Below are 23,680 nucleotides of genomic sequence, written 5' to 3'. Positions count from 1 at the left end.
CAAGCTCCCTCGCCACAATCATTGGCGGGTCAACTCAAACATCCGCTTCAACACCGCATTCAAGCCATTGCTACGGGACGGCGACAGCTGCCGCGACAATCCCAGCTGGTTGAACCAATCTGGCAGATCCACCTGCTGCAACGCCTCGGCGGACAACCCGTTGACCCGCGCCAGCAGCAACGCCACCAGCCCACGGATCAACCGCGCATCGCTGCTGGCGGAAAACTGCCAGTGCCCGTCGTGCAAGCGACCCACCAACCACACCTGGCTTTCACAGCCGTGAACAAGGTTGGCTTCGCACTTGTCCTCGTCGCTCAGGGGCGGCAAACGCTCGCCCCATTGCATCAGCAGCCGGGCCCGTTGTTCCCAACCTGACGCGTCCTGGAAAATCTGCAGCGCTGTGGCAGCCTCGGCGGGCAGGTTCATCGCAACATCTCCAAGGCCTGGTCGAGGGCGTCGAAGAAGCGTTCGATGTCGGCGGAGTCGTTGTACAGCGCCAGCGACACGCGGATCGCCCCGGACAGTTTCAGGTGCTTGAACAGCGGCATGGCGCAGTGATGCCCGGCGCGCACGGCGATGCCTTGCTCGGTCAGCAGGTGGGCCAAGTCGGCGTTGTGGATGCCTTCGACCACGAAGCTGACCAAGGCCAGGCGCGGGTTGCCCACCAGGCGCACGCCGTTGCGGGCCAGCAGGCCATGGAGCAGGTAGTCGTGCAGCGCCGCCTCGTGGTCGATGATCGCCTGCGGATCGAGGTCGGACAGATAATCCAGGGTTGCCCCCAGCCCGATCACGCTGGCAATTGGCGGCGTGCCGGCTTCGAAGCCCAGCGGCGCCGGACGGAAGGTGGCGCTGTGGTAATCGGCCTGTTGCACCATTTCGCCGCCGAATTGCCAATGACGCAGGTTGCCAAGGGCTTCGGTACGGCCAAACAGCACGCCCAGCCCGTCGGGGCCGTAAAGTTTGTGGCTGGAAAACACATAAAAGTCGCAGCCCAGTGCCTCCACGTCATGGCGACCATGGACCACGCCTTGGGCGCCGTCGATCACCGTCAACGCGCCTTGGGCCTTGGCCAGCGCCAGCAGCGCCGGCACCGGTTGCCAGGCCCCCAGCACATTGGATAACTGGCTCACCGCCAGCAAGCGCGTACGCGGGCCGATCAGTTCGGCGGCGGCGCCAGGGTCGATCACCCCGTCGGCGTCCAGTGGCAACACCACCAGGGTCAACGAACGACGCTCGGCCAATTGCTGCCACGGCAGCAGGTTGGCGTGGTGTTCCAGGGCGCTGATGACGATCTCGTCGCCCGGGTTGAATAAATGTTCCAGCCCGTAGGCCAGCAGATTCAGCGCCGAAGTCGCGCCGTGGGTGAAGACCACCTGCCCGCAGTTTCCGGCATTGAGCCATTGCGAAGCCTTGAGGCGGCTGTCCTCGAACGCCTGGGTGGCATGGGCCCCCGGCAAATGTTGCGCACGGTGCACGTTGGCCGCGCCGTTGGCGTAGTAATGCGTCAGGGCGTCCAGCAGTGCTTGAGGTTTTTGCGTGGTGGCGGCGCTGTCCAGGTAGGTCTGGCCTTGCCGTTGCAGGGCGGCGATGGCCGGGAAGTCGGTGCGCCAGGGGGAGGGAATCAACATGCTTTCGGGCCCTGCTGGAATGACGCCGGACCCTGTGGGAGCGGGCTTTTTTTGTGGGAGCCAAGCTTGCTCGCGATGGCAGCGACACGGTTCAACTGCAAGACCGCGTCATCGTTCATCGCGAGCAAGCTCAGCTCCCACAAAGGCTCGCTCCCACAGGTGGTGGTGTGACGCTTAGTTGTGAGCGTGCAGTGCTTCGTTCAGCTCGATGGCCGACTTGTGCGTCTTGCATTCCACCGCGCCGGTCTCGGAATTGCGGCGGAACAACAGGTCGGGCTGGCCAGCCAGGTCGCGGGCCTTGACCACTTTGACCAGTTGGTTGTTTTCGTCCAGCAGCTTCACTTTGGTGCCGGCGGTCACATACAGGCCCGACTCCACGGTGTTGCGGTCGCCCAGCGGGATACCGATGCCGGCGTTGGCGCCGATCAGGCAGCCTTCGCCGACCTTGATCACGATGTTGCCGCCGCCCGACAGGGTGCCCATGGTGGAGCAACCGCCGCCCAGGTCCGAGCCCTTGCCAACGAATACGCCCGCCGAGACACGGCCTTCGATCATGCCCGGGCCTTCGGTGCCGGCGTTGAAGTTGACGAAACCTTCGTGCATGACCGTGGTGCCTTCGCCCACATAGGCGCCCAGGCGGATCCGCGCGGCGTCGGCGATGCGCACGCCGGCCGGGACTACGTAGTCGGTCATTTTCGGGAACTTGTCCACCGAGAACACTTCCAGCAGTTCGCCACGCAGGCGGGCTTCGAGCTGGTGCTCGGCCAGTTCGGCCAGGTCGATCGCGCCTTGGCTGGTCCAGGCCACGTTCGGCAGCAGCGGGAAGATGCCAGCCAGGTTCAGGCCGTGGGGCTTGACCAGGCGATGGGACAGCAGGTGCAGCTTGAGGTAAGCCTCAGGCGTGGAACTCAGTTGGGCATCTTCGGCCAGCAGGGTGGCGACCAGCGGCTTGTGGCTTTCAGCCAGGCGGGTCAGCAGGGCGGCCTGTGCGGCATCGACGCCCTTGAGGGCTTCAGCCAGTTGCGAGGCCTGGGTGGTGGTGAAGGTGATGGCCTGGTTGCCTTCGCTGTAGCCGAGGATCGGCGCGATGGCCTTGATGATGTCAGCCGACGGGTTGAGCAATGGCTGTGCGTAGAACACTTCCAGCCAGGCGCCTTGACGGTTTTGAGTGCCGACACCGAAGGCCAGGCTGAACAGGGTAGTGGACATGAAATTACCTCTACAAAATGGACTGGGCAGGTTTACTTGATTTCTGCCGCATAGATATCTGGCTTGAAGCCAATCAGGGTTCGGTCACCGAGATCGAGCACCGGGCGCTTGATCATCGAGGGTTGGGCGAGCATCAGTTCGATGGCTTTCGTCTGGTCGAGATCGGCTTTGCGTTCGTCGTCGAGTTTGCGAAAGGTCGTACCGGCACGGTTCAACACCACTTGCCAGCCATGCTCGTTGCACCATTGGGTCAGGTGCTCACGGTCGATGCCGGCGGTCTTGTAATCGTGAAAGTCGTAGCGTACAGCGTGCTCATCGAGCCAGGTACGCGCTTTTTTCATCGTATCGCAGGCTTTGATGCCGAAAAGCTGTAAGTGCTTGTTTTCCTTGGGCATGAATGCTCCCCCAAAACGTTCCCGGTATCGTCCTGAAAATCAGCGGACGATTATGCCACGTCGTTCCTTTCAGTGCCTTGACTGTCGCGACGGATCGGACGAGGCGGAACCGATAGGAAAGAGGTGACCACACAGCACAGGTAAACCCGGCACTTTTTTTCGCACATGAGACCCGCCCATGGATTCCATCTCCCTGACACCGCCCCATCCACTGACGCTTCAGACTGAAGAGACGCTCCCGTCCCATTCAACGACATCGACTACCGGGACCGCTGCATCCATCCCGATCGGCCCTGTCACGGCTGCACAGGACCTGGCAAATCGGACTGGTGCAATCAAGGCCCAGCTCACCCGGGTATTCGAGCCGCATATAAACGGTGCCAATCGCGAGGCCTTCGAAGCACTGATCGACGATCGTTCACGTACCTTGGCCAATGACGGGGAAACCGCGGAAAGCGTCGATGCCGTGCTGACCAAAGGCTCGCGGCTGGATCGCGCGGCCCATGACACCGTTGGATTCCTTCGTTCGGTTCCCTTCGGCGCGGCGTCCATCGCGCTGGACTTCGCCCCGGCGGTGACCGGCAATGGCTCGATTACCGCGCCGTTGGCGCTGTCGGCGATTGCCGGCCTGGTCAGCAGCGCCGCCGACACGGTCGGCAATGGCCTGATCAAGCGCGCCACCAGCGACACCCAGTGGCTGGTGGCCGAAAATGCCGATCTGGAGCCGGTCATGCAGGAAGCCGCCCAGGCGGTGAAGCCGAGCCTGACGACTCAGGCTATTGAAGGCAGCCTGACTTTCCAGACCTTCTCCGCGCGAAACGTGTTGCGCACGGTCATCCAACCCGTCGTGACGAAGACCGTTGATGCGCAAACGGGCAGCAAGGTGGACTCTGTGATAGCTGCCGTCGGTTCTCCGCTTTCAGGCATGGCTGCCTATGACCTGCAACATTCCATCGATAAATCGAAACACCGGATTGGCCCGGAATACCTGTTGGGGCGTCAAGACTGGCATCAGCGTTACAAAGACCTCAAGAATTATGGCGTAGGGAGTGCTGCGATGGGCATTGCGAAGCGAGTCGGCAGCCTGCCGCTGGACGCGATGCGTGATGGCAGCAAATCGTTGCAAGCCTTGGTTACGCCGACAGGTTTGGTCAGTGGTCTCGGAGCGTTGGCCGGTGGTATTACTGCGATCGGTATGGCGCAGACCGCCGCTGTCAACGCAGCCAGGAGCGCCGGGATTTCGCCTGCGGGTGTTGCGGCGGCTGGTAAGGCGACGGTTACAGCCACGATGGCCCCGGTGCTCGCCGCCTGGGTGACAACGGGAGTGATGACCCAGCCGTTGGCGGACAAGGCCTCTGCCGCATTGGACAGGCTATCCGCCGGTCCCGCTCATCCAGATGAGCTGCAGGGAATGTTGCCCTTGGTCGAAATGTCGACGGCCGAACAGATCGGGGAAGATAGCGACAATGAGGGTGACGACGTCGATTTTGTCTCGGCCCGCTCAACGCTCAGTGCCGCTGAGCGAGCTGTTTAGCTTCCGATAATCCGCGGTCGCTCCTGCCGCGTGGAGGTTAGGAGCGGCCAAGGGACGACTGCGCATTGATGCCGCTGAGGTGCGACCAATGTGCAACGGCAACGGTTCACCTTGGCAGTTAATATGGCACTTCACCGGCCAGCGGTTGCCGCAGATGTATATGGCTGTCATTGGAAGTCCGTTATGCAAAGCGCCTATACCGTCCTGATCCTGTTGATGCTGGTGGGCGTTTCGCGCCTGCTCGGACGGTTGGTCCCATTACCGTTGCCCCTGGTGCAGATCGGCGCGGGTGCGCTGCTGGCCTGGCCGTCCCTGGGCTTGCACGTGGCCCTCGATCCCGAACTGTTCCTGTTTCTCTTCCTGCCACCGTTGCTGTTCTCCGATGGCTGGCGCATGCCCAAGCGTGAGTTGTGGCGCCTGCGAGGGCCGATCCTGACGTTGGCGGTGGGCCTGGTGTTGTTCACGGTGGTGGGCGCCGGCTATTTCATTCATTGGCTGCTGCCGAGTATCCCGCTGCCGGTGGCCTTCGCCCTGGCGGCTGTCCTGTCACCGACCGACGCCGTGGCGGTCTCGGCGATTGCCCGGGACCGTTTGCCCGGGCCGCTGATGCACATGCTCCAGGGCGAGGCGCTGATGAACGATGCGTCGGGCCTGGTGACCTTCAAGTTCGCCTTGGCGGCGGCTATCACCGGGGTATTTTCCCTGGCGGGCGCGAGCCTGACATTCGTGCTGGTGGCGGTTGGCGGCCTGTTGGTCGGCGTGGCCTTGAGCTGGTTGTTGGGGCGGCTGCGGGCCTGGATGATTGCCCGGGGCTGGGACGACCCGGCTACCCATGTGGTGTTCATGTTGCTGCTGCCGTTCGCGGCCTATGTGCTGGCTGAGCGCTTGGGCGCCTCGGGGATTCTCTCGGCGGTGGCAGCGGGGATGATGCAGAGCTGGCTCGACCTGCTGCCGCGCCAGACCGGCACGCGGCTGCTCAATCGCAGTGTCTGGTCGCTGTTGGAGTTTGCCTTCAATGGCTTGATCTTCCTGCTGCTGGGCTTGCAACTGCCGGACATCATCAAGGCGGTGACCAGCCACGAGACGACGCTGTGGCCAACGCTGTTCTACCGCTGCGTGGAGGTGGTGGCGATTTTCCTGGTGTTGCTGGTGCTGCGGTTTGTCTGGGTGCAAAGCATCTGGCGTCTGTCGGGGCTGTTGCGCCGTTGGCGTGGCAAGGGTGAGCTGATCCTGGTGCCGAACGCACGTTCCTGCTGGCTGTTGACCTTCGGCGGGGTGCGCGGTGCGGTGACGCTGGCGGGCGTACTGTCGGTGCCGTTGCTGTTGGGCGCCGGCGAGGCATTTCCCGAGCGAGACTTGCTGATCTTCATTGCTGCCGGTGTGATTCTGTTGTCGTTGATCGCGGCGTGCATCGCCTTGCCATTGTTGCTACGGGGCATCGAGAGGAGCCCCGATGACAAACGTCGCGCCGAGGTCCGCGATGCTTGGCGCAAGACCGCTGAAGCGGCGATCCATGCGCTGGAAGTGGAGGAACCGACCGAGACTGCCAGTACGCCGGATGCCGCCCAGGCGGCGCTGGCGACCGAGGTCAAGGCGCGGTTGATGTCCGAGTATCGTCATCAGTTGGACGTGTTCAACGACTCCGCCGAAGCCCAGGCGCTGGCACTCGAGATGGACCTGCTGGAGCGCCGGCTGCGCCTGAAGGCTTTTCGGGCGCAGCGCTTGGAGTTGTATCGCCTTAGTCGTCATCACCAGATTGGCGATGACGTGCTGCGTGAGGTGCTGGGGGAGTTGGATTTGGCGGAGGCGAATTTGGGGTTGGGGAAATAGAGGCCATTGCGCAAAGCTAATTGTGGCGAGGGAGCTTGCTCCCGCTGGGGCGCGAAGCGCACCCAAAAACTGACAGCCCGGTATGTCAGGTAAATTGAGTTGACCGCTTTGGGGCCGCTGCGCAGCCCAGCGGGAGCAAGCTCCCTCGCCACAGGGATGGTGGTCTGTCAGACGCACCGAAGTTTCCGACAAGTTTTTAAGGTTGTCCGTCGGAAGCGAGGGCTCTAGCCTTTGGGTGTCGCTGCCAAATCAGCGATCGGACGTGAGAATCCGATTTCCCCTAGTAGGCGCGCAGGCGCCGACCATATAAAGTGCAGGCGCTTTTCGTCTGGGCATTGTGTTATGGCGGCCGTGCGCGGGCATGCTTCGGCATGGCCGGGCTTCTAGGGACTCGGATTCTCACCCCGCGTACGGCTGCCACCCTCCAGTCCGTGAGAAGACTCGGTGGCGGCTTCTAATTCCCCTAGGAGCAATGACATGATCAAAGAGACACCGAATCCTCCAAAGCCAGCCTCCACGTTCCCCTACGGCGACTACGCCCCCGAAAAGCTGCAAGAAGCCGCTGATCGTGCGCTGGATCATTACCTCAAGCCTGACGATAGCGAGTCAGCCCCCAAGCCCTCGGCGCAGATGTTCACGGTGGTGGACAGTGTCGATACCGAAGCCTTATTGGCCAACCTCAGCGAAACCCTGGCTTCGGCCAATGCGATGCTCAGCGACCTGGCGTTTGACCTGGACGGCTCGCGGCGGCATGTAGCATTGGGAGTGGCGCAGATGATCGAGTTGGGGACGTTGTTGGCGAACAAGGCTTTGGATCGGGTAGAGCTGCGGACTTGATGCAATAAGCGCCGGCCTCATCGCGAGCAAGCTCGCTCCCACAGGGGATTTGTGTCGTTCACAAATATGCCAATCGACACCAAGCCCCTGTGGCGAGGGAGCTTGCTCCCGCTGGGGCGCGAAGCGCCCCCAAAACCTGACAACCCTGTGTGTCAGGTAAATTGAGTGGACTGCTTTGGGGCCGCTTCGCAGCCCAGCGGGGATAAATCCCCTCGCCACAACAGCATTTATGCGTGAGCCTCTTCCTGCTCAGGCACCAACCGTACTTCCACCCTCTGACCCAGCGCACGCGCCGCGCTGGCAAGCGTTGCCAGTGTCATTCCTGCATCGTTCTGATCCAGCGCACGATCAACAGCAGTGCGACTGGTGTGCATCCGTTGTGCCAAGGCCTTTTTGGTCACTTTCTGAAGCTTCATGGCTTCGGCAATCTGCCAGGCAATAACGCGTTTGAGCGCAGCGGCGGAAACTTCTTCGGCGATGCCTTGCTCGGCGAGGAAATCGTCAAAATCAGATCCGATGTGCTTGTTCATTTGCGGTACCTCATAATCTTGCTTTGCGCTGCTTGGCGGTTGCCATGTCGGTGGCTGGCGTTTTTTGACTTTTCTTGATGAAACCGTGGAGTAGAACCATATCGGAGCCCGCCACGGTGAAGAGAACACGGGCAATGGTATCTCCAAGGTCAATCCTGACCTCCCACAGCCCGGTGTCCAGTTTGCGAACCACCGGCATACCTATTGGCCAACCAATCTGAACAGTCTTGATGTCGGTCCCGATCATCCGTCTGTGCTCGCGAGGCAGGTCAGTCAACCATTCGCGAACGGGTTCATTCCCAGCGTCTGTGCGGAAAAAACGTACGTTCAGTATTGGGGCAATATCAACCATGAATGAAGTGTACCGAAATAGGTGCATTGCGCAACCCAGGCATCACTGAGGATTTGTACAGGGGGAGGTGGTGGTCGGTACGGATGTTGCTGTTGGGGCCGCTGCGCAGCCCAGCGGGAGCAAGCTCCCTCGCCACAACAGCGGTCCGCTTCAGTCCGAGACAGCCATCAACCCCGACGCTGGATAAACGCGCGAATCCGCTCCGCCGCTTCCACGCATTCAGCCAGCGGCGCGACCAGGGCCATGCGCACGCGCCCGGCGCCTGGGTTGACGCCATCCACTTCACGGGACAGGTAGGAGCCTGGCACCACGGTCACGTGTTCCTGCTCGAACAGGTCGCGGCAGAACGCTGCATCATCGCCGGCCACGTTTGGCCACAGGTAGAAACTGCCATCGGGACGCTGCACGTCCAGCACCGGGCTGAGGATTTCCAGCACTGCGTCGAATTTTTCCCGGTACAGCGCACGGTTGGCCCGTACATGGACTTCGTCGTTCCACGCCGCGATGCTCGCCAGTTGGGTCTGAACCGGCATGGCGCAGCCGTGGTAGGTGCGGTACAGCAGGAAACCCTTGAGGATGTCCGCGTCGCCAGCGACGAAACCGGAGCGCAAGCCTGGCAGGTTGGAGCGTTTGGACAGGCTGTGGAACACCACGCAGCGCTTGAAATCCTTGCGACCGAGTTCGACGCAGGCGCTGAGCAGCCCCGGCGGCGGGGTCTGTTCGTCGAAGTACAGTTCGCTGTAGCACTCGTCCGCCGCGATGACAAAGTCATGTTCGTCAGCCAGGGCGATGAGTTTTTTCAGCACGTCCACCGGGATCAGCGCGCCGGTCGGGTTGCCAGGGGAGCACAGGAACAGGATCTGGCAGCGCTTCCAGATGTCGGGTGAGACGGCATCGAAATCCGGATTGAAGCCGTTTTCGTCCAGGCACGGCAGGTAGTGCGGCTTGGCCCCGGCCAGGAACGCCGCGCCTTCGTAGATCTGGTAGAACGGGTTCGGGCTGACCACCAGGGCATCGTCGCCACGGTTGACCACGGTCTGGGTGAAGGCGAACAAGGCTTCACGGGTGCCATTGACCGGCAGCACGTGGCGCGCCGGGTCCAGCCAGCCGTTCGGCACGTTGAAGCGACGCTCGCACCAACCAGTGATGGCCTCACGCAATTCCGGGATGCCGAGGGTGGTCGGGTACACGGCCATTTTTTCCAGATTGCTGGCCAGGGCTTCAGCCACGAAGCTGGGCGAGCGATGCTTGGGTTCGCCGATGGACAGGGCGATCGGGCGCTTGTCCGGGTTGGGCGTGACGCTGCCAAGCAAGGCGCGGAGCTTTTCGAACGGGTAGGGCTGCAACTGGTTCAAAGCGTTGTTCATCAAGGGCCTCGTTCAATGTGGGAGCGAGCAAGCCCGCTCCCACAGGGGGAATTTGTTCGTTCAGATGCTGATACGTGTCATGTGAGCATCGGGTTCCTGGTTGACGCTCAAATGCTGCACGATCGCTTCCTGCAAGCGGCTGCACAGCTGCGGATCGGACAGCGGCTGGTTATGTGCGTCGGTGATGAAGAAGACGTCTTCCACTCGTTCGCCGAGGGTGGCGATCTTGGCGTTTTGCAGCGACAGGTCGAACTCCAGGAAAATATGGCCGATTCGCGCCAGCAGGCCCGGGCGGTCCGGGGCGCTGAGTTCCAGGACGGTGACCTGGCGCTGGGCGTCGTTGTGGATCGTCACCTGTGGGGCAAACGCAAAATGCTTGAGCTGGCGCGGCACCCGGCGCTGGATGATGGTCGGATAGTCCGCCGGGTTGCGCAGGGCTTCGGTCAGGCCGTCGCGAATCTGCTTGACCCGCGCCGGGTTGTCGCCAATCGAGTCGCCGTCGGTGTCGAGCACGATGTAGGTGTCGAGGGTGAACTGGCTGCTCGAGGTAATGACCCGGGCGTCATGGATGTTGAGGTTGAGCTGGTCCATCGCTGCCACGGTCACGGCGAAGAAGTCGTGCTGGTCCGGGGCGTAGATGAAGATCTGCGTGCCGCCCTCGAACTCGCGCTGGGTGGTTTCCTTGATCAGCACCAGCGGCCCGCCATCGGCCGGTTGCTGCAGGATCGCATCGCTGTGCCAGGCCACGTCGCCGGCGGTATGGCGCAGGAAGTAGTCATCGCCCAATTGCGACCAGAGCTGCTCGACGTCGTCCGGGTCGGTGCCACCGCGCACCAGGATGTCCAGGGCTGCGCTTTGGGTGCGACGGATCTGCTCTTCGCGATCCACGGGGTTTTCCAGGCCGCGGCGCAAGGCGCGCTTGGTCTCGGTGTAGAGCTGGCGCAACAGGCTGGCGCGCCAGGAGTTCCACAGGCTTGGGTTGGTGGCGTTGATGTCGGCCACAGTCAGCACGTAGAGATAGTCCAGGCGCGTTTCATCGCCGACGATCTGGGCGAAGTCGTGGATCACCTGCGGGTCGGACAAATCCTTGCGCTGGGCGGTGGTGGACATCATCAGGTGGTTCTGCACCAGCCAGACGATCAGTCGGCTGTCCCACAGCGGCAGTTGATGGCGCTGGCAGAAAGCCTCGGCATCCACCGCGCCAATCTCGGAGTGATCGCCTTGACGACCCTTGCCGATGTCGTGATACAGCCCTGCCATGTAGATCAGTTCGGGCTTGGGCAACTTGGCCATGAGCTTGCTGGCCAGCGGGAATTTCTCCGACACCTGGGTGTACTGGAGCTTACGCAGGTGCTTGATCAGGTTCAGGGTGTGGGCATCGACCGTATAGATGTGGAACAGGTCGTGCTGCATTTGCCCAACGATGAAACCGAACTCCGGCAGATAACGCCCGAGAATCCCGTAGCGGTTCATGCGCCGCAGGTTGCGATGCACGCCGATCTTGCACTTGAACAACTCGATGAACAGGCTGGTGTTGCGGATGTCGTGACGGAAATCTTCATCGATCAGGTGACGGTTTTCCCGCAGCAAGCGAATGGTGTCGGCGCGTACACCCTTGATTTCCGGTTGCTGGGCCATGAGCACGAAGATTTCCAGCATGGCGAACGGCGTGCGACGGAATACATTGGCGTTGCGCGCCTCGATGTAGCCGTCGTGCAGTTGGAAACGTGAATTGATCGGCTGCGGCGGTTCTTCGTCTTCGGGGGCGAGGATGACTTCCTCGAAGTGCTGGATGATCAGTTCGCTGAGTTGGGCGATGCTCATCACCACGCGGTAGTACTGCTGCATGAAGTTTTCGATGGATTGCTTGGCATCCTGCCCTTCGAAACCCAACAGGCTGGCGATGGAGCGCTGATGGTCGAACAGCAGGCGATCTTCGGCGCGCCCGGCCAGCATGTGCAGGGCGTAGCGGACCTTCCACAGGAATTCCTGGGACGAGGCCAGCAAGGCGTTTTCGCTTTCCACCAGGAAACCTTCACCGGCCAGGGCGCGCAGGTTCAGCGTGCCGTACTGGCGCCGGGCGACCCATAGGATCGTCTGGATGTCCCGCAGCCCGCCGGGCGAGCCCTTGACGTTGGGCTCCAGGTTGTATTCGGTGTCGTTGTACTTGTGGTGGCGGGCCTTCTGCTCGGCGCGCTTGGCCAGGAAAAAGTCCTTGCTGGGCCACATGTGCGCCGTGCTGGTGACATCGAGCATGCGCTGGCGCAGGTGCTCGGGGCCGGCGATGGTGCGACTTTCCATCAGGTTGGTGATCACCGTCAGGTCGGCGCGGGCCTCGTCGGCGCATTCCTGCACCGAGCGCACGCTCTGGCCGACTTCCAGGCCGATGTCCCACAGCAGCGTCAGGAACCGCTCGATGGAGTCACGGAAAACTTCATGATCGGCGCTGTCGAGCAGGATCAGCAGATCGATGTCGGAGTAGGGGTGCAGTTCGCCGCGCCCGTAGCCGCCGACCGCCACCAGGGCGATGTCGGCATCCTCGCTCCAGTTGAACTGTTCCCAGGCTTTTTGCAGGATGTTATCGACGAACCAGGCACGGTCCTCGATCAGCCGCCGAATGTCCCGGCCGTTGCGAAAGCGCTGGTCGAGCACTTCGTGGGCCTGGCGGATCGCCTTCTTGAACGCCGCGATGGGGCTTGCCTTCAGGGCCAGTTCAGCCTGGAACTGGCCGCGGTCGAAGAGTTCGGGATCCACCTGCGGCATTGAATGACTTTCCTTTCTATCTATCTATAGGCTGGGTTCGGATCAGGCGGAAACGCGAGGGATGGTGTCATCGCTGCGCAGGGTAAAGATCTCGTATCCGGTCTCGGTGACCAGCAAGGTGTGTTCCCACTGGGCCGACAGCTTGCGATCCTTGGTGATGGCAGTCCAGCCGTCGCCCAGCACCTTGGTATCGGCGCGTCCCTGGTTGATCATCGGCTCGATGGTGAAGGTCATGCCCGCCTGCAGTTCCATGCCGGTGCCGGCACGGCCGTAGTGCAGGATCTGCGGTTCTTCGTGGAACACCTTGCCGATGCCATGGCCGCAGAATTCGCGTACCACCGAGAAGCCGTTTTTCTGCGCGTGCTTCTGGATCACTTCGCCGATGTCCCCCAGGCGGCAGCCCGGCTTCACCAGTTCGATGGCCATGTACATGCATTCCTGGGTGACCTTGGACAGGCGCTCGGCCCACTCCGGCACGTTGCCGACATGGAACATGCGGCTGGTGTCGCCGTGAAAGCCGTCCTTGATGACGGTGACGTCGATGTTCAGGGTGTCGCCATCCTTCAACGGTTTTTCGTTGGGGATGCCGTGGCAGACCACGTGGTTGATCGAGGTGCAGATCGACTTCGGGAAGCCTTTGTAGTTGAGCGGGGCCGGGATGGCTTTCTGCTCGTTGACGATGTAGTCATGGCAGATGCGGTCCAGCTCTTCGGTGGTCACGCCAGGCTTGACGTAGTCGGCGATCATCTCCAGCACATCGGCGGCGAGTTTGCCGGCGACACGCATTTTGGCGATGTCCTCGGGAGTCTTGAGGGTAACGGTCATACAGGCTCTCTCTGCGCCCGACGGCGCTGTTCAAAACGAAATGGGCGGCGGATGGGGATCCGGGCGGCCCTGAAAACGCGATTCTAACAGACGATCAGTACAATGAGCTCTCCAGGCTGGAACTCTGTGGTGAGGGGATTTATCCCCGTTGGGCTGCGCAGCAGCCCCAAATCAGGCAGCATGGTGTATCAAGTCGATTGAATCGCCTGGTATGGGGCCGCTACGCATCCCAGCGGAGATAAATCCCCTCGCCACAAGAGGTTTTCAGATTCCATGTTCCGTTTTCGCCCTTGCTGTGGTATAAAATGCGCCGCTTTCCGGGGATGACCCCGTAAGCTTAAATCCACACACGTGTCGACACGATGACCTGGGTGCCTTTGGCTTATATAGCCGCTGGTTGGTCATTGGGATACGTGGAGGCCAAACCCGACTTATCAAGGAACTATCATGTCCCAAGTCAACATGCGCGATATGCTGAAGGCCGGTGTGCACTTCGGTCACCAGACCCGTTACTGGAACCCGAAAATGGGCAAGTACATTTTCGGCGCGCGTAACAAGATCCACATCATCAACCTTGAAAAAACCCTGCCGATGTTCAACGAAGCACTGACCTTCGTAGAGCGCCTGGCCCAGGGCAAAAACAAGATTCTGTTCGTCGGCACCAAGCGTTCCGCTGGCAAGATCGTTGCTGAAGAAGCAGCACGTTGTGGTTCGCCGTACGTCGATCACCGCTGGTTGGGCGGCATGCTGACCAACTTCAAGACCATTCGCGCTTCCATCAAGCGTCTGCGTGACCTTGAAGTCCAGTCCGAAGACGGTACTTTCGCCAAGCTGACCAAGAAAGAAGCGCTGATGCGCACTCGCGATCTTGAGAAGCTGGACCGCTCCCTGGGCGGTATCAAGGACATGGGCGGTCTGCCTGACGCGCTGTTCGTGATCGACGTTGACCACGAGCGCATCGCGATCACCGAAGCCAACAAGCTGGGTATCCCGGTCATCGGCGTTGTCGATACCAACAGCAGCCCGGAAGGCGTTGACTACATCATCCCAGGCAACGATGACGCCATCCGCGCCATCCAGCTGTACATGGGTTCGATGGCTGACGCTGTTATCCGTGGTCGCAACAACGTGAATGGCGGCACCGAAGTCTTCGCTGAAGAAGCTCCGGCAGCAGCCGCTGAGTAATTGACGCCCTGGCGTTGACTCAGTAAGCAAAAAGGGGGCTTGGCCCCCTTTTTGCCACCTCGAAAACCATTTGCCGCCAGCGCAGTGATCTGTTTGTAACCTGCCGTGGCCTATAAGCAGTGGTTTTCCAGGAAGAATTGATCGCCCGTTCGATCGGGTGGAATGGTTGAAAACCTATCCAAGAGGATTTTGAAATGGCAGAGATTACTGCAGCGTTGGTCAAAGAACTGCGCGAGCGTACCGGCGAAGGCATGATGGACTGCAAGAAAGCCTTGACCAAGGCTGGCGGCGACATCGAAAAAGCCATTGATGACATGCGTGCTTCGGGCGCCATCAAGGCTGCCAAGAAAGCGGGCAACGTTGCCGCTGAAGGCGCCATCGCCATCAAGGACGACGGCAAGGCTGCCGTTCTGCTGGAAGTTAACTCCCAGACCGACTTCCTGGCCCTGCAGGATGACTTCAAGGCATTCGTCGCTGCCAGCGTCGAAAAAGCCTTCGCTGACAAACTGACCGACGCAGCTCCGTTGATCGAAGCTCAGGAAGAAGCGCGCCTGGTCCTGGTTGGCAAGACCGGCGAAAACGTCAACATCCGCCGTCTGGTTCGTGTTGAAGGTGACGTGGTCGGTACCTACCTGCACGGCAACAAGATCGGTGTTGCGGTTGTCCTGAAGGGCGGCGATACCGAGCTGGCGAAAGACATCGCCATGCACGTTGCTGCAACCAACCCTGAGTTCCTGCTGCCTTCGGACGTTTCGGCTGAAGCGATCGAGCGCGAGAAGGGCGTTTTCCTGCAGCTGAACGAAGAAAAGCTGAAAGGCAAGCCTGCTGAAATCGCAGAAAAAATGGTCAGCGGCCGTATCTCCAAGTTCCTGGCCGAAGCCAGTCTGGTTGAGCAGGCTTTCGTCAAGAACCCGGAAGTCAAGGTCGGCGACCTGGCGAAGAAAGCCGGTGCTGAAATCGTTTCGTTCACCTACTTCAAAGTGGGCGACGGCATCGAGAAGCCGGTCGACAACTTCGCTGAAGAAGTTGCTGCCCAGGTAGCTGCTGCCAGCAAGCAATAAGACGGTTTTTACAACTGTCGCCCTGAAGAGGCTGCCCGCTTAACGCGCGCAGCCTCTTTTTGGATGGGGATGCCGATTTTTATTGGTTTCCTGTCGGAACTGGCTTACAAAGCCGTGTTCCGATGGCGCTGTGTCAGCGTCAGACTAGAGTAGACGCAGGCTGCAAACAGCCTGCAAAGAATTTTCGAAAATACGCCGCAGGAGAGATTCGCAATGGCTCAGCAGGGCAGTGGTTATCAGGCTCGCTATAAACGCATTCTACTCAAGCTTAGCGGCGAGGCCCTGATGGGCTCGGAAGAGTTCGGGATCGATCCGAAAGTGCTGGATCGCATGGCCCTGGAAGTCGGCCAACTGGTCGGGATCGGCGTTCAGGTCGGTCTGGTCATCGGCGGCGGCAACCTGTTTCGCGGCGCGGCGCTGAGCGCGGCCGGCATGGACCGGGTCACGGGCGACCACATGGGCATGCTGGCTACTGTGATGAACGCCCTGGCTATGCGTGACGCGCTGGAGCGTGCCAATATCTCGGCCATCGTGATGTCGGCCATTTCCATGGTTGGCGTAACCGATCACTACGACCGCCGCAAAGCCATGCGCCACCTCAACTCCAAGGAAGTGGTGATTTTTGCCGCCGGTACCGGTAATCCGTTCTTCACCACGGATTCGGCCGCCTGCCTGCGAGCGATCGAGATCGATGCCGATGTCGTGCTCAAGGCAACCAAGGTCGATGGCGTCTATACCGCTGACCCGTTCAAGGACCCGCATGCCGAGAAGTTCGATCATCTGACCTACGATGAAGTGCTGGATCGCAAGCTGGGGGTAATGGATCTGACGGCTATCTGTCTCTGCCGCGACCACAAGATGCCGCTGCGTGTCTTTAACATGAACAAGCCCGGTGCCCTGCTGAATATCGTCCATGGCGGCGCCGAAGGAACACTGATCGAGGAAGTTCAACAATGATCAACGAAATCAAGAAAGACGCTGAACAGCGCATGCAGAAATCCCTGGAGTCCCTGGCGCACAACTTCGGTCGCATCCGCACCGGCCAGGCGCACCCGAGCATCCTTGAGGGCGTGATGGTGCCGTACTACGGCTCCGATACCCCGATCAAGCAAGTGGCCAACATCACCGTCAAGGACGCGCGTACCCTGCAGGTCGTGGCCTTTGAGCGCAATATGCTGGCCGCGGTCGACAAGGCCATCGGCAGTGCCGGTCTGAACCTGAACCCGACCAACCTGGGTGAGCTGCTGCTGATCTCCATGCCGGCCCTGACCGAAGAGACCCGCAAGGGCTTCACCAAACAGGCTCGTGACGTGGCTGAAGACGCCCGTGTTGCCGTACGCAACATCCGTCGTGATGCCAACAGCCAGCTCAAGGACCTGGTCAAGGAAAAGGAAATCAGCGAAGACGAAGAGCGTCGTGCCACTGGCGAGATCGACGACCTGACCAAGAAGTACGTGGCTAAGATCGACGCGGATTTGGCGCAGAAAGAAAAAGACCTGATGGCCGTATAAGGGTCTCGTTTTCATGGAAAAGACCAAGCAGGCCGTGCCGTTCGCGGTGCCGCGCCACGTGGCGATCATCATGGACGGCAATAACCGCTGGGCCAAGAAACGCTTTATGCCTGGCGTCGCCGGGCACAAGGCGGGTGTCGATGCGGTGCGTGCGGTCATCGAGGTGTGCGCCGAGGCAGGGGTCGAGGTGCTGACCCTGTTCGCCTTCTCCAGTGAGAACTGGCAGCGTCCGGCCGATGAAGTCAGTGCCTTGATGGACCTGTTCCTCAAGGCCCTGCGTCGTGAGGCCAAGCGCCTCAACGATAACAAGATCAGCCTGCGGATCATCGGTGATCGCTCGCGCTTCCATCCTGAATTGCAGGCTGCGATGCGCGAAGCCGAGGCAGCGACTGCGGGCGCCGATCGGTTTGTCCTGCAGATCGCCGCCAACTATGGTGGACAGTGGGACATTGCCCAGGCTGCCCAGCGGCTGGCGCGGGAAGTCCAGGCCGGGCACCTGCGCCCGGAAGACATCACGCCGGAACTGCTGCAGACCTGCCTGGCGACCGGCGACCTGCCGTTGCCGGACCTGTGCATCCGTACCGGTGGCGAGCATCGCATCAGCAACTTCCTGCTCTGGCAGTTGGCGTATGCCGAGTTGTACTTCTCCGACCTGTTCTGGCCGGACTTCAAACACGATGCCATGCGCACCGCACTGGCCGATTTCGCTTCCCGTCAGCGTCGCTTCGGTAAAACGAGCGAGCAGATCGAAGCTGGAGCCCGGGTTTAATGCTCAAACAACGAATCATCACTGCCTTGATCCTGTTGCCCATCGCCCTGGGCGGTTTCTTCCTGCTCGAAGGCGCCAGTTTTGCGCTGTTCATCGGACTGGTCGTGACCCTGGGGGCGTGGGAATGGGCGCGGCTGGCGGGTTTTCCTGCGCAGTCGGCGCGCGTGGCCTACGCAGCGGCCGTGGCGGCCATGCTGTTCATCATGTACGTGATGCCCGGGCTCGCGCCTTGGGTGTTGGGTGCCGCGGTGCTGTGGTGGGCGACAGCGACCTTCCTGGTCCTGACCTACCCGCAGACTACCCATCATTGGGCCAATGCGGCGACCAAGCTGGTGATCGGCCTGTTGATCCTGCTGCCGGCCTGGCAAGGGCTGATCTGGATCAAGCAAGACCCGCTGGGCAACTGGCAGATCATGGCCGTGATGGTGTTGGTCTGGGGTGCCGACGTCGGCGCCTATTTTTCCGGCAAGGCCTTCGGCAAGCGCAAGCTGGCGCCGAAGGTCAGCCCTGGCAAGAGCTGGGAAGGGGTCTATGGTGGCCTGGCCTTGAGCCTGGTGATCACCACTGTGGTCGGCTTCGTGCGGGACTGGACGGTCGCGCAGCTGCTGATGGGCCTTATGGGGGCCGCCTTGATCGTATTTGTGTCTGTGGTCGGCGACCTGACCGAAAGCATGTTCAAGCGTCAGTCGGGAATCAAGGACAGCAGTAACCTGCTGCCCGGTCACGGTGGCGTGCTGGATCGCATCGACAGTCTTACCGCCGCGATTCCGATCTTTGCCGTGCTGTTGTGGATGGCGGCGTCGTGAGTCGCCCCCAGCAGATCACTGTCCTCGGTGCGACCGGTTCGATCGGCCTGAGTACGCTTGACGTCATCGGCCGGCACCCGCAGCGTTACCAGGTGTTCGCCCTCAGTGGTTTCACGCGCATGAGTGAATTGCTGGCCTTGTGCATACGCCACACGCCGCGGTTTGCCGTGGTGCCTGAGGCCGCTGTGGCGCGGGCGCTGCAGGACGATCTGCGCGCAGCCGGCCTGCAAACTCGCGTGCTGGTGGGGGAGGAAGGCCTCTGCCAAGTGGCTTCCGACCCGGAAGTCGACGCCGTGATGGCGGCAATCGTCGGTGCGGCGGGCTTGCGTCCGACGCTGGCGGCGGTGGAAGCAGGCAAGAAGATCCTGCTGGCCAATAAAGAAGCGCTGGTGATGTCCGGCGCGCTGTTCATGCAGGCTGTGCGCAAAAGCGGTTCGGTGTTGCTGCCTATCGACAGCGAGCACAATGCGATTTTTCAATGCATGCCGCAGGATTTTTCCCGTGGCCTCGGCGCGGTGGGTGTCCGGCGGATTTTGCTGACAGCCTCCGGTGGTCCGTTCCGGCAGACGCCGCTGGAAGAATTGGTGCATGTTTCACCCGAGCAGGCCTGTGCCCACCCGAACTGGTCCATGGGGCGCAAGATTTCCGTGGATTCGGCCAGCATGATGAACAAGGGGTTGGAGCTGATCGAGGCCTGCTGGCTGTTCGATGCCAAGCCGTCCCAGGTCGAGGTGGTGATTCATCCCCAGAGCGTGATTCATTCCCTGGTGGACTATGTCGATGGTTCGGTGCTGGCCCAGTTGGGCAATCCGGACATGCGCACCCCGATCGCCAATGCCCTGGCCTGGCCGGAGCGTATCGATTCGGGTGTTGCGCCGCTGGACCTGTTCGCCATCGCCCGCCTGGATTTCCAGGCGCCCGATGAGCAGCGTTTCCCCTGCCTGCGCCTGGCGCGCCAGGCGGCCGAGGCGGGCGACAGTGCGCCGGCCATGCTTAATGCCGCCAATGAAGTGGCGGTTGCAGCGTTTCTCGATGGACGTGTCCGTTACCTCGAGATCGCGAGTATCATCGAGGAAGTCTTGAATCTCGAGGCCGTGGTTTCGGTCGATGACCTCGACACGGTATTTACGGCGGATGCCAGGGCTCGTGAATTGGCGGGCCAATGGCTGCAGCGCCACGGGCGTTGAAGCTGCGATATGTTAGCCAGGGTTGCCCTGGACAGGATTGCGGAGAAAACAGATGAGCGCGCTCTATATGATTGTCGGCACCCTGGTTGCCTTGGGGGTGTTGGTCACATTTCACGAATTCGGTCATTTCTGGGTCGCGCGGCGCTGTGGCGTCAAGGTCCTGCGTTTTTCCGTGGGCTTTGGCATGCCCTTGCTGCGCTGGCACGACAAGAAAGGCACCGAGTTCGTCGTGGCGGCCATCCCGCTGGGCGGCTACGTCAAGATGCTCGATGAGCGAGAAGGTGAAGTCCCGGCAGACCAGCTCGATCAATCCTTCAATCGCAAGACCGTCCGTCAGCGTATTGCCATCGTCGCCGCGGGGCCGATCGCCAACTTCCTGCTGGCCATGGTGTTTTTCTGGGGCCTGGCCATGCTGGGCAGCGAGCAGGTGCGTCCGGTCATCGGTGCGGTGGAGTCGGGTAGCGTTGCCGCCCGTGCCGGGTTGGGCGTCGGGCAGGAAATCGTCGCTATCGACGGCGAGCCGACCTCGGGCTGGGCGGCGGTCAATCTGCAACTGGTGCGTCGCCTGGGTGAGAGCGGTTCGTTGCAATTGATGGTGCGTGAGCCGGGCTCCACGGTGGATTCGCCTCGCGAACTGACCTTGGACAACTGGCTCAAGGGCGCCGACGAGCCCGATCCGATCCGGTCCCTGGGGATCCGGCCATGGCGTCCGGCGATGCCACCGATACTCGCCGAACTCGATCCGAAAGGCCCGGCCCAGGCTGCAGGCCTGAAGACCGGCGATCGGTTGCTGGCCCTCGACGGCCAGCCGGTCAGCGATTGGCAGCAGGTGGTCGATTCGGTTCGTGTACGTCCTGATACCAAAATTGTGCTGCGCATCGAGCGCGACGGTGCTCCAATCGATGTCCCGGTGACCCTGGCCGCCCGTGGCGAGAGCAAGGCACCGAGCGGTTACCTGGGGGCGGGCGTCAAGGCGGTCGACTGGCCACCGGAAATGATTCGCGAGGTCAGTTTCGGCCCGGTGGCGGCGATTGGCGAGGGTGCGCGTCGTACCTGGACCATGAGCGTCCTGACGCTGGACTCGCTCAAGAAAATGTTGTTCGGCGAGCTCTCGGTAAAAAACTTGAGTGGACCGATAACCATTGCTAAAGTGGCGGGCGCTTCTGCCCAGTCGGGCGTCGCTGATTTCCTGAATTTCCTTGCTTATCTGAGCATTAGCCTGGGGGTTCTGAATTTGCTGCCCATCCCGGTACTGGATGGGGGGCATCTGCTGTTTTATCTGATCGAGTGGGCGCGTGGTCGTCCCTTGTCGGATCGGGTGCAAGGTTGGGGGATACAGATCGGTATCAGCTTGGTGGTCGGGGTCATGTTGCTTGCCCTCGTCAACGATCTGGGTCGTCTGTAACGCTTCGCTGAATTGCGAATCTGCCGCATTTTGCGGCAGTTTGTTTATTGCCAGTTGGAATAAGAAAGGACTTCATGAAACGTCTGCTGCTAACTGCGGTTCTCACCGTATTGATGATCGCCGAAGTTCACGCCGAGTCCTTCACTATCTCTGATATTCGCGTCAATGGCCTCCAGCGGGTCTCCGCGGGTAGCGTCTTTGGTGCCTTGCCGTTGAACGTCGGCGAGCAGGCGGATGATCGGCGCCTGGTGGAATCCACGCGTGCGCTGTTCAAGACCGGCTTCTTTCAAGATATCCAACTGGGCCGTGACGGCAATGTCCTGGTCATCACCGTTGTCGAGCGCCCGTCGGTCGCCAGTATCGAGATCGAAGGCAACAAGGCGATCTCCACTGAAGACCTGATGAAAGGCCTCAAGCAATCCGGCCTGGCCGAAGGCGAGATCTTCCAGCGTGCCACCCTCGAAGGTGTACGCAACGAACTGCAACGCCAGTACGTTGCCCAGGGTCGCTACTCGGCCACCGTCGACACCGAAGTGGTGCCGCAACCGCGCAACCGCGTCGGCCTGAAGGTCAATATCAACGAAGGCACCGTGGCAGCCATCCAGCACATCAACGTGGTGGGCAACACGGTTTTCCCTGACGAAGACCTGATCGACCTGTTCGAACTCAAGACCACCAACTGGCTGTCGTTCTTCAAGAACGACGACAAGTACGCCCGTGAAAAACTCTCCGGTGACCTGGAGCGCCTGCGTTCCTACTACCTGGACCGCGGCTACATCAACATGGACATCGCCTCGACCCAGGTGTCCATCACCCCGGACAAGAAGCACGTCTACATCACAGTCAACGTCAACGAAGGCGAGAAATACACCGTTCGTGACGTCAAGCTCAGCGGCGACCTGAAAGTGCCTGAAGACCAGGTCAAGTCGCTGCTGCTGGTGCAGAAGGGCCAGGTGTTCTCGCGCAAGCTGATGACCACCACCTCCGAGCTGATCACCCGCCGCCTGGGTAACGAGGGTTACACCTTCGCCAACGTCAACGGCGTGCCACAGCCGCATGATGAAGACCACACCGTCGACATCACCTTCGCCGTGGACCCGGGCAAGCGTGCCTACGTCAACCGTATCAACTTCCGTGGCAACACCAAGTCCGAGGACGAAGTGCTGCGCCGTGAAATGCGTCAGATGGAAGGCGGTTGGGCCTCGACCTACCTGATCGACCAGTCCAAGACCCGCCTGGAGCGCCTGGGTTTCTTCAAGGAAGTCAACGTCGAGACCCCGGCAGTGCCCGGTGTCGATGACCAGGTGGATGTGAACTACAGCGTCGAAGAGCAGGCTTCCGGCTCGATCACTGCCAGCGTCGGTTTTGCCCAGAGTGCCGGTCTGATCCTCGGTGGCTCGATCACCCAGAACAACTTCCTGGGTACCGGTAACAAGGTCAGCATCGGTTTGACTCGCAGTGAGTACCAGACCCGCTACAACTTCGGTTACGTGGACCCCTACTGGACCGCTGACGGCGTGAGCCTGGGCTATAACGCCTTCTACCGTACCACCGACTATGACGAGCTCGATTCCGATGTCTCCAGCTATGCAGTAGACAGCTTGGGTGCCGGCGTCAACGTGGGTTATCCAATCAGCGAGACTTCGCGGCTTACATTCGGTCTCACCGCCCAGCAGGACGAGATCAGCACTGGCCGCTATACCGTTGACGAGATCTTCGATTTCGTCGAGAAAGAAGGCGACAAGTACCTGAACTTCAAGGCGTCTGCCGGTTGGTCCGAGTCGACCCTGAACAAGGGCGTGCTGGCGACCCGTGGTCATTCCCAGAGCCTGGTCCTGGAAACGACTGTGCCGGGTAGTGACCTGTCGTTCTTCAAGCTCGACTATCGTGGCCAACTGTTCCAGCCGTTGACCGACAACTACACCATGCGCCTGCACACCGAACTGGGTTATGGCGACGGCTACGGTTCGACCGATGGCCTGCCGTTCTACGAGAACTACTACGCCGGTGGTTTCAACTCGGTGCGTGGCTTCAAGGACAGTACGCTCGGGCCGCGCAGTACGCCGAGCCGGGGAGCGAGTGTCACGGGTAACACTGGTACAATCCGTGATCCGGACCAGGATCCGCTGCCATTCGGCGGTAACGTCCTCCTCCAGGGTGGCGTGGAGTTGCTTTTCCCAATGCCGTTCGTCAAGGATCAGCGCTCGTTGCGCACTTCGGTATTCTGGGACGTCGGTAACGTATTCGACTCCACATGCGAAGACACCACTACTTCTAACGGGGGCAACTCCAATACGGAGTGCAACGACATCAGCCTGAGCAACCTGGCCAGTTCCGTCGGCGTGGGCGTGACCTGGGTCACCGCGCTGGGCCCCTTGAGCTTCGCATTGGCGATGCCGATCAAGAAACCGGATGACGCTGAAACCCAAGTGTTCCAATTCTCCCTCGGCCAGACGTTCTAAGCGCCTGACCCAAGATAACGACAA

21 protein-coding genes are annotated in these 23,680 nt (G+C 60.9%); 12 read left to right on the top strand and 9 right to left on the bottom strand.

Annotated elements, in window-relative coordinates; all coding sequences use genetic code 11:
* Positions 1–18 precede the first annotated feature (18 nt).
* The 4 genes from BLU76_RS14885 to BLU76_RS14870 all read right to left on the bottom strand — a co-directional run bounded on the left by BLU76_RS14885 (position 19) and on the right by BLU76_RS14870 (position 3,232).
* On the bottom strand, positions 19–426 hold the full coding sequence (locus tag BLU76_RS14885; RefSeq protein WP_092223259.1) for a SufE family protein: 408 nt from the start codon (positions 424–426) through the stop codon (positions 19–21).
* Positions 423–1,628 carry an aminotransferase class V-fold PLP-dependent enzyme gene (locus BLU76_RS14880; RefSeq protein ID WP_092223257.1) on the bottom strand — a complete coding sequence of 402 codons (1,206 nt, stop codon included), beginning with the start codon at positions 1,626–1,628 and terminating at the stop codon, positions 423–425. The genes BLU76_RS14885 and BLU76_RS14880 overlap by 4 nt, the downstream gene beginning before the upstream one ends.
* 174 nt (positions 1,629–1,802) lie before the next feature.
* Positions 1,803–2,837, bottom strand: coding sequence for a 2,3,4,5-tetrahydropyridine-2,6-dicarboxylate N-succinyltransferase (gene dapD, locus BLU76_RS14875; protein WP_063322772.1), 1,035 nt, complete (start codon positions 2,835–2,837; stop codon positions 1,803–1,805).
* Positions 2,838–2,869: 32 nt separating this feature from the next.
* Positions 2,870–3,232: an ArsC family reductase gene (locus tag BLU76_RS14870; RefSeq protein WP_063322771.1), complete on the bottom strand. Its 363-nt coding sequence runs from the start codon at positions 3,230–3,232 to the stop codon at positions 2,870–2,872.
* A 178-nt stretch (positions 3,233–3,410) separates the two neighbouring features.
* Between BLU76_RS14870 and BLU76_RS14865 the strand changes: the two genes are divergently transcribed.
* The 3 genes from BLU76_RS14865 (at position 3,411) to BLU76_RS14855 (ending at position 7,433) form a co-directional block, all read left to right on the top strand.
* A complete protein-coding gene (locus BLU76_RS14865; RefSeq protein WP_092223255.1) occupies positions 3,411–4,766 on the top strand; it encodes a type III effector protein RopAA in 1,356 nt (451 codons plus the stop codon).
* 183 nt (positions 4,767–4,949) lie between these two features.
* On the top strand, positions 4,950–6,596 hold the full coding sequence (locus BLU76_RS14860) for a Na+/H+ antiporter (protein WP_092223254.1): 1,647 nt from the start codon (positions 4,950–4,952) through the stop codon (positions 6,594–6,596).
* 477 nt (positions 6,597–7,073) lie between these two features.
* Positions 7,074–7,433: a DUF6124 family protein gene (locus BLU76_RS14855; protein ID WP_092144053.1), complete on the top strand. Its 360-nt coding sequence runs from the start codon at positions 7,074–7,076 to the stop codon at positions 7,431–7,433.
* 227 nt (positions 7,434–7,660) lie between these two features.
* Here BLU76_RS14855 and BLU76_RS14850 read toward each other — a convergent pair whose 3' ends face one another.
* The 5 genes from BLU76_RS14850 to map all read right to left on the bottom strand — a co-directional run bounded on the left by BLU76_RS14850 (position 7,661) and on the right by map (position 13,270).
* Entirely contained in the window at positions 7,661–7,963 is a 303-nt protein-coding gene (locus BLU76_RS14850; RefSeq protein ID WP_057448352.1) for an XRE family transcriptional regulator, read from the bottom strand.
* Between the two features lie 10 nt (positions 7,964–7,973).
* Positions 7,974–8,315 (bottom strand): type II toxin-antitoxin system RelE/ParE family toxin, encoded by a 342-nt coding sequence (locus tag BLU76_RS14845; protein WP_063325158.1) that lies wholly within the window; start codon positions 8,313–8,315, stop codon positions 7,974–7,976.
* Between the two features lie 167 nt (positions 8,316–8,482).
* Positions 8,483–9,682: a succinyldiaminopimelate transaminase gene (gene dapC, locus BLU76_RS14840; protein WP_063322768.1), complete on the bottom strand. Its 1,200-nt coding sequence runs from the start codon at positions 9,680–9,682 to the stop codon at positions 8,483–8,485.
* A 60-nt stretch (positions 9,683–9,742) separates the two neighbouring features.
* Complete coding sequence (locus BLU76_RS14835; RefSeq protein WP_063322767.1) at positions 9,743–12,445, bottom strand: [protein-PII] uridylyltransferase; 2,703 nt, start codon at positions 12,443–12,445, stop codon at positions 9,743–9,745.
* Between the two features lie 42 nt (positions 12,446–12,487).
* Positions 12,488–13,270: a type I methionyl aminopeptidase gene (map, locus tag BLU76_RS14830; RefSeq protein WP_057448350.1), complete on the bottom strand. Its 783-nt coding sequence runs from the start codon at positions 13,268–13,270 to the stop codon at positions 12,488–12,490.
* A 447-nt stretch (positions 13,271–13,717) separates the two neighbouring features.
* Here map and rpsB point away from each other — a divergent pair, with 447 nt between their 5' ends.
* The 9 genes from rpsB to bamA all read left to right on the top strand — a co-directional run bounded on the left by rpsB (position 13,718) and on the right by bamA (position 23,656).
* A complete protein-coding gene (rpsB, locus tag BLU76_RS14825; RefSeq protein ID WP_003198231.1) occupies positions 13,718–14,455 on the top strand; it encodes a 30S ribosomal protein S2 in 738 nt (245 codons plus the stop codon).
* Positions 14,456–14,649: 194 nt separating this feature from the next.
* The gene (tsf, locus tag BLU76_RS14820; RefSeq protein ID WP_092144062.1) at positions 14,650–15,516 is read left to right on the top strand and encodes a translation elongation factor Ts; all 867 of its coding nucleotides are present in this window, start codon (positions 14,650–14,652) and stop codon (positions 15,514–15,516) included.
* Between the two features lie 213 nt (positions 15,517–15,729).
* Positions 15,730–16,473 (top strand): UMP kinase, encoded by a 744-nt coding sequence (pyrH, locus tag BLU76_RS14815; protein WP_003198235.1) that lies wholly within the window; start codon positions 15,730–15,732, stop codon positions 16,471–16,473.
* A complete protein-coding gene (gene frr, locus BLU76_RS14810; RefSeq protein ID WP_063322765.1) occupies positions 16,470–17,027 on the top strand; it encodes a ribosome recycling factor in 558 nt (185 codons plus the stop codon). The genes pyrH and frr overlap by 4 nt, the downstream gene beginning before the upstream one ends.
* Positions 17,028–17,040: 13 nt before the next feature.
* Entirely contained in the window at positions 17,041–17,796 is a 756-nt protein-coding gene (gene uppS / locus BLU76_RS14805; RefSeq protein WP_063322764.1) for a polyprenyl diphosphate synthase, read from the top strand.
* Entirely contained in the window at positions 17,796–18,602 is an 807-nt protein-coding gene (locus BLU76_RS14800; RefSeq protein WP_063322763.1) for a phosphatidate cytidylyltransferase, read from the top strand. The genes uppS and BLU76_RS14800 overlap by 1 nt, the downstream gene beginning before the upstream one ends.
* Positions 18,599–19,789, top strand: coding sequence for a 1-deoxy-D-xylulose-5-phosphate reductoisomerase (ispC, locus tag BLU76_RS14795; RefSeq protein ID WP_063322762.1), 1,191 nt, complete (start codon positions 18,599–18,601; stop codon positions 19,787–19,789). The genes BLU76_RS14800 and ispC overlap by 4 nt, the downstream gene beginning before the upstream one ends.
* A 52-nt stretch (positions 19,790–19,841) precedes the next feature.
* On the top strand, positions 19,842–21,194 hold the full coding sequence (gene rseP / locus BLU76_RS14790) for an RIP metalloprotease RseP (RefSeq protein ID WP_092223251.1): 1,353 nt from the start codon (positions 19,842–19,844) through the stop codon (positions 21,192–21,194).
* A gap of 74 nt (positions 21,195–21,268) precedes the next feature.
* Positions 21,269–23,656, top strand: a complete 2,388-nt coding sequence (bamA, locus tag BLU76_RS14785) for an outer membrane protein assembly factor BamA (RefSeq protein WP_063322760.1) — start codon at positions 21,269–21,271, stop codon at positions 23,654–23,656.
* Positions 23,657–23,680 lie beyond the last annotated feature (24 nt).

Origin of the sequence: Pseudomonas sp. NFACC08-1, assembly GCF_900106735.1 — a bacterium.
GTDB lineage: Bacteria > Pseudomonadota > Gammaproteobacteria > Pseudomonadales > Pseudomonadaceae > Aquipseudomonas > Aquipseudomonas fluorescens_Q.
This window is presented reverse-complemented; position numbering and strand designations above follow the sequence as displayed.